General features: G+C 41.7%; 12 protein-coding genes. 11 read left to right on the top strand and 1 reads right to left on the bottom strand.

Features of this window, described 5'->3' with window-relative positions; translation table 11 throughout:
• Window positions 1–34: 34 nt before the first annotated feature.
• The 6 genes from tkt (at window position 35) to gap (ending at window position 7615) form a co-directional block, all read left to right on the top strand.
• Window positions 35–2011, top strand: a complete 1977-nt coding sequence (gene tkt / locus HMPREF2853_RS02360; RefSeq protein ID WP_049550040.1) for a transketolase — start codon at window positions 35–37, stop codon at window positions 2009–2011.
• 117 nt (window positions 2012–2128) lie between these two features.
• Window positions 2129–2449, top strand: a complete 321-nt coding sequence (gene yajC / locus HMPREF2853_RS02355; RefSeq protein WP_049550039.1) for a preprotein translocase subunit YajC — start codon at window positions 2129–2131, stop codon at window positions 2447–2449.
• A gap of 47 nt (window positions 2450–2496) precedes the next feature.
• The gene (locus HMPREF2853_RS02350; protein ID WP_049550038.1) at window positions 2497–2940 is read left to right on the top strand and encodes a low molecular weight protein-tyrosine-phosphatase; all 444 of its coding nucleotides are present in this window, start codon (window positions 2497–2499) and stop codon (window positions 2938–2940) included.
• Window positions 2927–3340, top strand: a complete 414-nt coding sequence (locus HMPREF2853_RS02345; protein WP_049550037.1) for an MORN repeat-containing protein — start codon at window positions 2927–2929, stop codon at window positions 3338–3340. Before HMPREF2853_RS02350 ends, HMPREF2853_RS02345 begins: the two co-directional genes overlap by 14 nt.
• A 295-nt stretch (window positions 3341–3635) precedes the next feature.
• Window positions 3636–6287, top strand: a complete 2652-nt coding sequence (adhE, locus tag HMPREF2853_RS02340) for a bifunctional acetaldehyde-CoA/alcohol dehydrogenase (protein WP_000763993.1) — start codon at window positions 3636–3638, stop codon at window positions 6285–6287.
• Window positions 6288–6604: 317 nt separating this feature from the next.
• Window positions 6605–7615 carry a type I glyceraldehyde-3-phosphate dehydrogenase gene (gap, locus tag HMPREF2853_RS02335; RefSeq protein WP_000260676.1) on the top strand — a complete coding sequence of 337 codons (1011 nt, stop codon included), beginning with the start codon at window positions 6605–6607 and terminating at the stop codon, window positions 7613–7615.
• Window positions 7616–7681: 66 nt separating this feature from the next.
• On the opposite strand, the gene HMPREF2853_RS02330 is transcribed toward gap, so the two are convergent.
• A complete protein-coding gene (locus HMPREF2853_RS02330; RefSeq protein ID WP_083306874.1) occupies window positions 7682–8557 on the bottom strand; it encodes an RluA family pseudouridine synthase in 876 nt (291 codons plus the stop codon).
• A gap of 86 nt (window positions 8558–8643) precedes the next feature.
• Here HMPREF2853_RS02330 and pbp2a point away from each other — a divergent pair, with 86 nt between their 5' ends.
• From pbp2a to HMPREF2853_RS02305, 5 genes are all read left to right on the top strand, one after another.
• Window positions 8644–10839 carry a penicillin-binding protein PBP2A gene (pbp2a, locus tag HMPREF2853_RS02325; protein WP_049550036.1) on the top strand — a complete coding sequence of 732 codons (2196 nt, stop codon included), beginning with the start codon at window positions 8644–8646 and terminating at the stop codon, window positions 10837–10839.
• Window positions 10840–10891: 52 nt separating this feature from the next.
• Complete coding sequence (gene rpmG, locus HMPREF2853_RS02320) at window positions 10892–11044, top strand: 50S ribosomal protein L33 (protein ID WP_042899468.1); 153 nt, start codon at window positions 10892–10894, stop codon at window positions 11042–11044.
• 9 nt (window positions 11045–11053) lie between these two features.
• Window positions 11054–11230: a preprotein translocase subunit SecE gene (gene secE, locus HMPREF2853_RS02315; RefSeq protein ID WP_000505776.1), complete on the top strand. Its 177-nt coding sequence runs from the start codon at window positions 11054–11056 to the stop codon at window positions 11228–11230.
• A gap of 57 nt (window positions 11231–11287) precedes the next feature.
• A complete protein-coding gene (gene nusG / locus HMPREF2853_RS02310) occupies window positions 11288–11824 on the top strand; it encodes a transcription termination/antitermination protein NusG (protein WP_000376728.1) in 537 nt (178 codons plus the stop codon).
• Between the two features lie 120 nt (window positions 11825–11944).
• Window positions 11945–12418 (top strand): hypothetical protein, encoded by a 474-nt coding sequence (locus tag HMPREF2853_RS02305; RefSeq protein WP_001049306.1) that lies wholly within the window; start codon window positions 11945–11947, stop codon window positions 12416–12418.
• Window positions 12419–12454: the final 36 nt, after the last annotated feature.

Raw genomic sequence — 12454 nt, 5'->3', positions numbered from 1 at the left:
ATTTATTAATCACCTCAAAGAGAAAGGAAATTCTATGTCAAATCTATCTGTTAATGCAATTCGTTTTCTAGGTATTGACGCCATCAACAAAGCAAACTCAGGTCACCCAGGGGTGGTTATGGGGGCTGCTCCTATGGCCTATAGCCTCTTTACAAAGCAACTTCGTATCAATCCAGCTCAACCAAACTGGATCAACCGCGATCGCTTTATTCTTTCAGCAGGACACGGCTCTATGCTTCTTTATGCCCTTCTTCACCTTTCTGGTTTTGAAGATGTTAGCATGGATGAAGTCAAGAACTTCCGCCAATGGGGTTCAAAAACGCCAGGTCACCCAGAATTTGGTCATACAGCAGGGGTTGACGCGACAACTGGTCCTCTAGGTCAAGGGATTTCTACTGCTACTGGTTTTGCCCAAGCAGAACGTTTCCTTGCAGCCAAATATAACCGCGAAGGTTTCAATATCTTTGACCACTATACTTATGTGATCTGTGGAGACGGAGATTTGATGGAAGGTGTCTCAAGTGAGGCGGCTTCATATGCAGGCTTGCAAAAACTTGACAAGTTGGTGGTTCTTTATGATTCAAATGACATTAACTTGGATGGTGAGACAAAAGATTCCTTTACAGAAAGTGTTCGTGATCGCTACAATGCCTACGGCTGGCATACAGCCTTAGTTGAAGACGGAACAGACTTGGAAGCTATCCATGCGGCTATCGAAACAGCTAAAGCTTCAGGCAAACCATCTTTGATTGAAGTGAAGACTGTTATTGGATACGGTTCTCCAAACAAACAAGGAACCAATGCTGTACACGGTGCTCCTCTTGGAGCAGATGAAACTGCGGCTACTCGTCAAGCCCTTGGTTGGGACTATGAATCATTTGAAATCCCAGCTGAAGTTTATGCTGATTTCAAGGAAAATGTTGCAGACCGTGGCGCATCAGCTTATCAAGCTTGGACTAAATTAGTTGCTGATTATAAAGAAGCTCATCCAGAACTGGCTGCAGAAGTAGAAGCCATCATCGACGGCCGTGATCCAGTTGAGGTGACTCCAGCAGACTTCCCAACCTTAGAAAATGGATTTTCCCAAGCAACTCGTAACTCAAGTCAAGATGCTTTGAACGTTGTCGCTGCCAAGTTGCCAACTTTCCTAGGTGGATCAGCTGACCTCGCTCACTCAAACATGACTTACATCAAAACGGATGGACTTCAAGATGATGCTAATCGCTTGAACCGCAATATTCAGTTTGGTGTTCGTGAATTTGCAATGGGAACGATCTTGAACGGAATGGCCCTTCACGGTGGACTTCGTGTTTATGGTGGTACTTTCTTTGTCTTCTCTGACTATGTGAAAGCAGCTGTCCGCTTATCAGCATTGCAAGGACTTCCTGTGACTTATGTCTTTACCCACGATTCAATCGCAGTTGGTGAAGATGGTCCAACGCACGAACCAGTTGAACACTTAGCAGGTCTCCGTGCTATGCCAAATCTGAATGTTTTCCGCCCAGCAGATGCGCGTGAAACTCAAGCGGCTTGGTACCTTGCCGTGACAAGCGAAAAAACACCAACTGCCCTTGTATTGACACGTCAAAACTTGACTGTCGAAGAGGGAACAGACTTTGACAAAGTTGCGAAAGGTGCCTATGTTGTCTATGAAACTGCAGCAGACTTTGATACAATCTTGATTGCAACAGGTTCAGAGGTGAATTTGGCGGTCGTAGCTGCCAAAGAATTGGCTAGCCAAGGAGCAAAAGTCCGTGTAGTCAGCATGCCATCAACAGATGTCTTTGACGCACAAGATGCAGCATACAAGGAAGAAATCCTTCCAAATGCAGTTCGTCGCCGTGTTGCAGTCGAAATGGGAGCAACTCAAAACTGGTACAAGTATGTTGGTCTTGATGGTGCAGTTCTCGGTATTGATACCTTTGGAGCATCTGCCCCAGCACCAAAAGTCTTGGCAGAGTACGGATTTACTGTAGAAAATCTAGTCAAAGTCGTTCAAAACTTGAAATAATTGCAGAAATCAGAGTGAAAGCTCTGATTTTTTATAACCATAAAAACAAGGTACAACCTTGTAAAAGTAGCTGAAATTTGATATAGTAGTCCTATGTAAAATACAAAGGAGAATATAATGGAATCGCAATATACATTTTTAATCATGTTAGTAGCAATGATGGGCTTGATGTTCTTTATGCAACGTTCTCAAAAGAAACAAGCACAAAAGCGTATGGAAAGCTTGAACAAGCTTCAAAAAGGCTATGAAGTCATTACGATTGGTGGGCTTTACGGAACAGTGGATGAAGTAGATACTGAGAAAGGTACAATCGTACTGGATGTAGATGGCGTTTATTTGACCTTTGAATTGGCTGCTATCAAGACCGTTTTGCCACTCAAAGAAGCTGTGACACCAGAAGGAACAGTTGTTGACGAAGGCGGAGCAATCGAAGAATAAAACGGGATCTGTCACTCCCGTTTTTCTATGATATGAGAGGAAAAGGGATGAAAAAAATAGTATTTGTTTGCCTAGGAAATATCTGCCGAAGCCCCATGGCAGAGTTTGTGATGAAGTCCATGACGAGCGATTACCACGTCGAAAGCCGGGCGACGTCATCATGGGAACATGGCAATCCGATTCATAGGGGAACGCAAGGAATTTTCCAGCAATATCAGATCCCGTATGACAAAGATAAAACATCGCTTCAGATTGGCAGGGAAGACTTTGAATCGTTTGATTACATTATCGGTATGGATGCTTCAAACGTTTCAGATCTGCGTCAAATGTGTCCTCAGGAATTGCAGTATAAGATCTACCCTTTTGCATCTGGAAGTGTTCCAGATCCTTGGTATACAGGAGATTTTGAGGAAACCTATGCTCGTATCACAAGTGGATGTCAAAGCTGGCTAGATCGATTAGAAAAAGAGAGTGACAATGGAAAAGCTTAAACAATTTTATGAGAAGGGTAGAGTTTACCTAACTCGTCCTAGGTTAGAGCTCATTGCAGTAGTTGTAATGGTACTCTGTGCTCTTTCGGTATTTCTGCTAAATACGCCTAAAAAGGGTGTCCTGACACTTGATGGTGGAGCTCTTGTTTATGATGGCACCTTGGTACGAGGAAAAATGAATGGTCAGGGAACCCTGACCTTTGAAAACGGAGACCAATATACAGGTGATTTCAATAATGGAGCCTTTAATGGGAAAGGAACTTTCCAATCAAAAGATGGCTGGAAATACGAAGGTGATTTTGTAAATGGTCAAGCTGAAGGTCAAGGGAAGTTGACGACAGAGCAAGAAGTTGTTTATGAAGGGACCTTTAAACAAGGCGTTTTTCAACAAAAACAGTAGTCTCCAAGTTAGGAGACTATTTTCAAAGCCTAAAAAGAAAGGGCTTTCTTGGCTTGAATTCGATAACTAACTATTAACTAGAAAAACTTTGTGAAATAAAAAAATTTTTTCCATAATTTCACAATCGTCCAGACAAAACTCTATTGTGTAGCCGTATTGAGAAAAAAATCACAATCTCAGAAAAATTCTTTGTGAAATACTTATGAAACTGTTTACAAAGCATAAAAAAAGAGTTATAATAAACTTGTGAAAAAATTAACAAAGGATAAAATCTTTAAAGGCTATGGAGGATAATATGGCTGATAAAAAAACAGTAACACCAGAGGAAAAACAACTTGCTGCTGAAAAGCATGTCGATGGTCTCGTGAAAAAAGCCTTGGTTGCGCTTGATGAAATGCGCAAGTTGAACCAAGAGCAAGTTGACTATATCGTGGCAAAAGCTTCGGTTGCAGCACTTGACGCGCACGGTATCCTTGCACAACACGCAGTTGAAGAAACTGGTCGTGGGGTATTTGAAGACAAGGCGACAAAAAACCTATTTGCCTGCGAACACGTAGTGAACAATATGCGTGGAGTTAAGACAGTTGGAGTTATTGAAGATGATCCAATTACAGGTTTGACAAAGATTGCGGAGCCTGTCGGTGTAATCTGTGGTGTCACTCCGACAACAAACCCAACTTCAACAGCGATTTTCAAATCACTCATTGCTTTGAAAACACGTAACCCAATCGTTTTTGCCTTCCACCCATCTGCTCAAGAATCATCAGCTCACGCAGCACAAATCGTTCGCGATGCAGCGATTGCAGCTGGCGCTCCTGAAAACTGTGTTCAATGGATTACAAAGCCATCTATGGAAGCAACTGGAGCGCTAATGAACCACGAAGGTGTTGCAACTATTCTTGCAACTGGTGGGAATGCCATGGTTAAAGCTGCATACTCATGTGGAAAACCAGCACTTGGGGTAGGTGCCGGAAACGTTCCTGCCTATGTAGAAAAATCTGCTGACCTTCGTCAAGCTGCTCATGACATCGTTATGTCTAAATCATTTGATAATGGGATGGTCTGTGCATCAGAACAAGCGGTTATCATTGATAAAGAAGTGTATGACGAATTTGTAGAAGAATTCAAATCATATCACACTTACTTTGTAAACAAGAAAGAAAAAGCACTTCTTGAAGAATTCTGTTTTGGAGCAAAATCAAATAGCAAGAACTGTGCTGGAGCAAAATTGAACGCTGACATCGTTGGTAAACCAGCAACATGGATTGCAGAACAAGCAGGATTCAGCGTTCCAGAAGGAACAAACATCTTGGCTGCGGAATGTGCAGAAGTAGGACCGAAAGAACCATTGACTCGTGAAAAATTGTCACCAGTTATCGCTGTCCTAAAAGCCGAAGATACTGAAGATGGACTTAAAAAAGCTCGTCAAATGGTTGAATTTAATGGTCTAGGACACTCAGCTGCTATCCATACAAAAGACGAAGCTCTTGCTAAACGCTTTGGTACAGAAATCAAAGCAATGCGTATTATCTGGAACTCTCCATCTACTTTCGGTGGTATCGGTGACGTATACAATGCCTTCATTCCATCATTAACACTTGGATGTGGTTCATATGGACACAACTCAGTTGGTGATAACGTATCCGCTATCAACCTTCTTAACATCAAGAAAGTAGGGAAACGTAGAAATAATATGCAGTGGTTTAAAGTTCCTTCAAAAATTTACTTCGAACGCAATTCTATCCAATACCTTCAAACATGTGAAGATATTGAACGCGTTATGATTGTTACAGACAAATCGATCGAAAAACTTGGTTTTGTTCAACGCATTATTGACCAATTGAACAAACGCAGCAACCGTGTAACTGTCCAAGTCTTCTCAGACGTTGAACCAGACCCAGATATCACAACTGTAGAACGTGGTACTGAAGTGATGAAAGCATTTGAACCAGATACAATTATCGCTCTTGGTGGTGGTTCTCCAATGGACGCGGCCAAAGTAATGTGGCTCTTCTACGAACAACCAGAAATCGACTTCCGTGACTTGGTTCAAAAATTCATGGATATCCGTAAACGTGCCTTCCGCTTCCCATCACTTGGTAAGAAAGCGAAGTACATCGGTATCCCAACAACTTCAGGTACAGGTTCAGAAGTAACACCATTTGCCGTTATCTCTGATAAGAAAAACAACCGCAAATACCCATTGGCTGACTACTCATTGACACCAACTATTGCCATTGTTGACCCTGCTTTGGTTGAATCAGTTCCAGACTTCATCGCAGCTGACACTGGTATGGACGTCTTGACTCACGCGACTGAAGCCTACACTTCAAACTTTGCTAACGACTACACAGACGGTATCGCCCTTCAAACAATCAAACTTGTCTTTGAATGGTTGGAAAAATCTGTTAAGACAGCTGATCCAGAAGCTCGCGAAAAAATGCACAATGCATCTACAATGGCTGGTATGGCCTTTGCCAATGCCTTCCTTGGTATGAGCCACTCAATGGCCCACAAGATCGGTGCGGTTCACCATACTGTTCACGGACGTACAAACGCAATCTTGCTTCCATACGTTATCCGTTACAATGGAACTCGCCCATCTAAGACGACTACATGGCCTAAGTATAACTACTGGAAAGCTGACGAAAAATTCCAAGATATTGCTAGAATGCTTGGATTGCCTCACTCAACTCCAGAAGAAGCGGTTGAAGCATACGCTAAAGCTGTTTACGAACTTGGTGTTGCAGTAGGTATCAAGATGAACTTCAAGGATCAAGGAATTGATGAAAAAGCTTGGAAAGACAGCTTGCATGAAATTGCCTTGCTTGCTTATGAAGACCAATGTTCACCTGCAAACCCACGCTTGCCAATGGTAGCCGACATGGAAGAAATCATGGCAGATGCATACTATGGTTATGCAGAACGACCAGGACGCCGTAAATAATCGTTTATCAGCCTAGAGGCAGGAGAAATCCTGTCTCTTTTTTGTAAACTCTGAAAGAGTTGAAATTGAAGTTTCACCATGAAATGAAGAGAATATGCAGATATTATAAAAATTCTAGAGATATGCTTTGAGAATAAAAGAATGGATGAATAAAAAGGGGGAGAAAAAGTAGAAAAGCGGGAGAGAAAATCAACGCCCGTACTTGCAATTCAACTCAAATAGTTATATAATAGGTTTGTTGAAAGGTGATTTGTAGTGATTCAAGTTACTCTTTTCACAATAAAATTTTCATGATTTTCATAAGGAGGAAATCACTAATGGTAGTTAAAGTTGGTATTAACGGTTTCGGACGTATCGGTCGTCTTGCTTTCCGCCGTATCCAAAACGTAGAAGGTGTTGAAGTTACTCGCATCAACGACCTTACAGATCCAGTTATGCTTGCACACTTGTTGAAATACGACACAACTCAAGGTCGTTTCGACGGTACTGTAGAAGTTAAAGAAGGTGGATTTGAAGTTAACGGTAAATTCGTTAAAGTTTCTGCTGAACGTGATCCAGAACAAATCGACTGGGCTACTGACGGTGTAGAAATTGTTCTTGAAGCAACTGGTTTCTTTGCTAAGAAAGCAGCGGCTGAAAAACACTTGCACGCTGGAGGAGCTAAAAAAGTTGTTATCACTGCTCCTGGTGGAAACGATGTTAAAACAGTTGTATTTAACACTAACCACGACATTCTTGACGGTACTGAAACAGTTATCTCAGGTGCTTCATGTACTACAAACTGCTTGGCTCCAATGGCTAAAGCTCTTCAAGACAACTTCGGTGTTGTAGAAGGATTGATGACTACTATCCACGCTTACACTGGTGACCAAATGATCCTTGACGGACCACACCGTGGTGGTGACCTTCGCCGTGCTCGCGCTGGTGCAGTTAACATCGTTCCTAACTCAACTGGTGCTGCTAAAGCAATCGGTTTGGTTATTCCTGAATTGAACGGCAAATTGGATGGAGCTGCTCAACGTGTTCCTGTTCCAGCTGGTTCAGTAACTGAATTGGTAGCAGTTCTTGAAAAGAATGTTACTGTTGATGAAGTAAACGCAGCTATGAAAGCAGCTTCAAACGAATCATACGGTTACACAGAAGATCCAATCGTATCTTCAGATATCTTAGGTATGTCTTACGGTTCATTGTTCGATGCAACTCAAACTAAAGTTCTTGACGTTGACGGCAAACAATTGGTTAAAGTTGTTTCATGGTATGACAACGAAATGTCTTACACTTCACAACTTGTTCGTACTCTTGAATACTTCGCAAAAATCGCTAAATAATTCTTGAGTCGATAAAAGCAAGGCCTTCTGGTCTTGCTTTTTTGTATAGAAAAATGGATGATAGTGTCATCCATTTTGTTTTAATTCTATTTCGAAAGTATCCGAGAGGGCAGTGAAACTCAATTTTTCTAAGGTGAGTGGATGAGTAAAGGAGAGTCGAAAAGCGTGGAGCATGAGCCGGCTCGTTCTTGTTTTAGAGTTATAGAGAGGATCGCCCAGGATAGGGTGCTTATGGTGAGAGAGGTGAACACGGATTTGATGCGTTCGACCGGTCTTTAGTTTGCAACGGACAAGGGTAGTCTTGTTTGGGAATTGTTTTAATCGACTGATATGTGTTTCAGCATATTGTCCATTTTTTTCATCAACTATTCTTTTTCTACGATCGTGTCGATCACGACCAATTTTATCTCGAAAGACAAGTTCTTTACTCCCTACTTGCCCCTCTACGAGTGCCCAGTACTCACGAGCAATGTCCTTTTTCTCCAACAAACGATTGAGGATGGGTAAGATAAAAGGATTTTTAGCAAAAAGCACTAAACCGCTTGTTTCCATATCCAGGCGATGAACGACATAGCAGTTTTGGCCAACGTAGGCAGAGACGTGATTGAGAAGGGCGATTTCACCAGGTTGATTTCCGTGAGTTTTCATTCCCTCTGGCTTGTTGACGATAATGAGATGTTGGTCTTGGTAAATCTCTTGAACGAGGTCTAGATTGCCCCAAAGGATTTCTTTTGGGGGATAATCTTCCTCGTCAAAAGTCAACTGACAAATGTCACCTGGTTTGACTATCTCGTTCCAGTGAACTTGTTTTTGATTGATTAAGATATTCTTCTTGGTTCTTAGAAAATGGCGAATCTTTCTAGGAATGAGGAGTTGTTCCTCTAGGAGTTCCTTGACCGTCATTTGAGGCAGGGATGATGGTAATGTAAATGTGAATTGCATACAGATATTGTAACAAAAAAAGCCCTGTTTGGATAGGGAACAGCTAAATTCTTGAGTTCCTATGGTGAAGATGATAAAATAAACGCATGAAATTAGATAAATTATTTGAGAAGTTTCTTTCTCTCTTTAAAAAAGAAACGAATGAATCCGCGGAGTCTGATTCGACTAGCATGCGTCGTTCACGGAGCGATAGAAAAAAACTAGGCCATGTAGGTTCGATACGGAAATTTTGGCGTCGTTATCATCTGACCAAGATTGTCATCATTTTAGGGTTAAGTTCTGGTTTGCTAGTAGGAACCTACCTATTTGCGATAGCCAAGTCTACCAATGTTAATGATTTGCAAAATGCCTTGAAAACGCGAACTCTGATTTTTGACCGCGAAGAAAAAGAGGCAGGGGCTCTATCAGGTCAAAAGGGAACCTATGTTGAGCTGGCAGATATCAGCAAAGACTTGCAAGATGCTGTTGTCGCGACAGAGGACCGTTCTTTTTATAAAAATGATGGGATTAACTACGGTCGTTTCTTTCTAGCCATCCTTACAGCGGGTCGTTCTGGAGGGGGGTCCACCATCACTCAACAGTTGGCGAAAAATGCTTATCTGTCTCAGGACCAAACCGTTGAACGGAAAGCCAAGGAGTTTTTCCTTGCCTTAGAGTTGACAAAGAAATACAGCAAGGAGCAAATCCTTACTATGTACCTCAATAACGCCTACTTCGGAAATGGGGTATGGGGTGTTGAAGATGCAAGTAAGAAATATTTCGGTGTATCGGCTTCACAACTAACGCTTGATCAGGCGGCGACTCTAGCAGGGATGCTCAAGGGACCAGAATTGTATAATCCATTAAATTCTGTTGAGACTTCGACCAACCGTAGGGATACTGTTTTGCAAAATATGGTTGCAGCAGGTTATATTGATAAAAACCAAGAGACCGAAGCGGCTGGAGTAGATATGGCTTCTCAACTGCAAGATAAATATGAAGGCAAAGTTTCGGATTATCGTTACCCGTCCTATTTTGATGCTGTTGTCAACGAAGCGGTTTCCAAGTACAATCTCACAGAAGAAGAGATTGTCAACAACGGCTATCGCATCTACACAGAGCTTGACCAAAACTACCAAGCAAACATGCAGGTTATTTACGAAAACACTTCGCTATTTCCAACAGCAGAAGACGGAACGCATGCCGAATCAGGTAGTGTCGCTCTGGAACCCAAGACTGGTGGAGTGCGTGGAGTTGTTGGTCGTGTAGCTGGTGATGACAAACCAGGCTTCCGCAATTTTAACTATGCCACTCAGTCTAAGCGTAGCCCAGGCTCAACCATTAAACCTTTAGTCGTTTATACACCCGCAGTAGAAGCAGGATGGGCCTTGAACAAGCAACTGGATAATCATACGATGCAGTACAACAGTTATCAAGTAGACAACTATGCGGGTATTAAGACATCTCCAGAAGTACCTATGTATCAGGCCTTGGCGGAATCACTCAACCTGCCAGCTGTTGCGACTGTAAATGAATTAGGTATTGACAAAGCTTTTGACGCTGGGGAGAGATTTGGTCTGAATATGGAAAAAGTTGACCGAGTTCTTGGAGTTGCTCTTGGTGGAGGTGTGGAGACGAATCCTCTCCAGATGGCGCAAGCCTATGCAGCCTTTGCTAATGGAGGTCTGATGCCTGAAGCGCATTTCATCACTCGTATTGAAAATGCCAGCGGTCAGGTCATCAAGAGTCATAAAAATTCCCAAAAACGAGTGATTGATAAGTCGGTAGCCGATAAAATGACCAGCATGATGCTAGGAACATTTACCAATGGTACAGGAATTAGTTCGTCACCAGCGGATTACGTTATGGCTGGTAAAACAGGTACGACTGAAGCTGTTTTCAACCCAGAATATACCAGTGATCAGTGGGTGATCGGCTATACTCCGGATGTGGTCATCAGCCACTGGCTCGGTTTCCCAACAACAGATGAGAACCATTATCTAGCAGGTTCGACCTCCAATGGAGCAGCCCATGTCTTTAGAAGTATGGCTAATACCATTTTACCTTACACTCCAGGTAGCACTTTTACAGTTGAAAATGCTTATAAACAAAATGGGATTGAACCAGAAAATACGAAAAAGCAAGTTGTTGAAGATGAGACAAACCAGTCTGAGGACCCGATAGGAGATATTCGTAGTCGTGCACAAAATCTTGTAGATGAAGCAGGCCGTGCGATTTCAGAAGCTAAGATAAAAGAAAAAGCCCAGACAATATGGGACTCAATCCTTAATCTATTTCGTTAAGAGGCTTGTCAAAGCCTCGGTTTCTTGTTATAATAGATAAGATGGAGGCGTTATGGCACTAAAAAATGCAAGCCTAGCTTGTGCAGTTTGTGGTTCAAGGAATTACTCAATCAAAATTAGTGGGAACCCCAAGCCAACACGACTAGAAGTAAATAAATTTTGTAAACATTGTGGAAAATATACGACACATAGAGAAACGAGATAGGAGAGAACGATGGGTTTTATTAAGGATATTTTTAAACTTCTTAAAGAAACAACTTGGCCAACTCGCAAAGAAAGCTGGAGAGATTTTCGCTCTATTATGGAATACACAGCCTTCTTTGTGGTCATCATTTACATTTTTGACCAGTTGATTGTATCAGGTTTGATTCGATTTATTAACATTTTTTAGAAGAAAAGTGGAGAAGTTCTGCTAACTTTCTTCTATATATGTATGAAAGGAAATATCATGGATAGTTTTGACAAGGGATGGTTTGTTCTACAAACTTATTCTGGCTATGAAAATAAGGTAAAAGAAAATCTATTGCAACGTGCGCAAACATATAACATGTTGGATAATATTCTACGTGTTGAGATTCCAACACAAACCGTGCAAGTTGAGAAAAATGGAAAGAAAAAGGAAATTGAAGAGAATCGCTTTCCAGGTTATGTCCTTGTAGAAATGGTCATGACCGATGAAGCATGGTTCGTCGTTCGAAACACACCTAACGTAACAGGATTCGTTGGCTCACACGGTAACAGATCAAAACCAACTCCACTTTTGGAGCAAGAAATCCGTGATATTCTGGTTTCAATGGGACAAACTGTTCAAGAGTTCGATATTGATGTTGAAGTTGGCCAGACAGTCCGTATCATTGATGGCGCTTTTGCAGACTACACAGGAAAAATTACTGAAATTGATAACAACAAAGTGAAGATGATTATCTCTATGTTTGGTAATGATACGATTGCAGAAGTGAATCTCAACCAAATTGCAGAATTATAACCCCAGAGAGGCTTTGCCTCTCTTTTTATGTGCTGTTGAGGGAGGAAGAAGTATAGAATAGAGGAAGTAGACCCAGTGGCTCGCGCATTTTGCTAAACTAAATGCAGAAAGGAGAGGTCTATGAATCTAAAAGATTTATATGAAGAAAGTAAGGGAATCGTCCATAAGTGTCGCAAAGATTATCATTTGCATCTGTGGGAGAAAGAGGACTGGGATCAGGAAGGCATGTTATGTCTGTATGAGCTGGTGAGTCGCAACCCAGAGTTACTAGAGGGCGACCGCCATCAACTATATGTTTGCTTTAAAACAAAGTTTAGAAATCGCATCCTAGATTACATCCGTAAACAGGAAAGCCACAAGCGCCGTTTTGACAAAGAACCCTATGAAGAGGTGAGTGAGATTAGCCATCGTCTAGGAGAAAAAGGACTCAGACTGGACGATTATTATCTCTTTCACGAACTTCTAAAGAATTATAAATCAAAGCAGAGTATGGAAAAACAAGAGTTAATAGATCGTCTCATGGGAGGGGAAGTCTTTAGAGGACGTAAAGCTCTCCTGAGAGAACTTTCCTTTATCTTTTCAGAATTTCGGTAAAGAGGAAAAAAGTCCTTGACAAAGGTAAAAAAGTAG

This window comes from Streptococcus sp. HMSC077F03 (genome assembly GCF_001812375.1).
GTDB classification, from domain to species: domain Bacteria; phylum Bacillota; class Bacilli; order Lactobacillales; family Streptococcaceae; genus Streptococcus; species Streptococcus oralis_S.
Note: the sequence above shows the minus strand (reverse complement) of the source record. Positions and strands in the feature narration are given on the sequence as shown.

What these genes read in the sequence shown, in the direction of transcription:
- HMPREF2853_RS02330 (WP_083306874.1), bottom strand. Translation starts at nt 8,557, where the DNA reads ATGCAATTCACATTTACATTACCATCATCCCTGCCTCAAATGACGGTC.
- HMPREF2853_RS02350 (WP_049550038.1), top strand. Translation starts at nt 2,497, where the DNA reads ATGAAAAAAATAGTATTTGTTTGCCTAGGAAATATCTGCCGAAGCCCC.
- HMPREF2853_RS02345 (WP_049550037.1), top strand. Translation starts at nt 2,927, where the DNA reads ATGGAAAAGCTTAAACAATTTTATGAGAAGGGTAGAGTTTACCTAACT.
- yajC (WP_049550039.1), top strand. Translation starts at nt 2,129, where the DNA reads ATGGAATCGCAATATACATTTTTAATCATGTTAGTAGCAATGATGGGC.
- tkt (WP_049550040.1), top strand. Translation starts at nt 35, where the DNA reads ATGTCAAATCTATCTGTTAATGCAATTCGTTTTCTAGGTATTGACGCC.
- secE (WP_000505776.1), top strand. Translation starts at nt 11,054, where the DNA reads ATGGGTTTTATTAAGGATATTTTTAAACTTCTTAAAGAAACAACTTGG.
- pbp2a (WP_049550036.1), top strand. Translation starts at nt 8,644, where the DNA reads ATGAAATTAGATAAATTATTTGAGAAGTTTCTTTCTCTCTTTAAAAAA.
- nusG (WP_000376728.1), top strand. Translation starts at nt 11,288, where the DNA reads ATGGATAGTTTTGACAAGGGATGGTTTGTTCTACAAACTTATTCTGGC.
- HMPREF2853_RS02305 (WP_001049306.1), top strand. Translation starts at nt 11,945, where the DNA reads ATGAATCTAAAAGATTTATATGAAGAAAGTAAGGGAATCGTCCATAAG.
- gap (WP_000260676.1), top strand. Translation starts at nt 6,605, where the DNA reads ATGGTAGTTAAAGTTGGTATTAACGGTTTCGGACGTATCGGTCGTCTT.
- rpmG (WP_042899468.1), top strand. Translation starts at nt 10,892, where the DNA reads ATGGCACTAAAAAATGCAAGCCTAGCTTGTGCAGTTTGTGGTTCAAGG.
- adhE (WP_000763993.1), top strand. Translation starts at nt 3,636, where the DNA reads ATGGCTGATAAAAAAACAGTAACACCAGAGGAAAAACAACTTGCTGCT.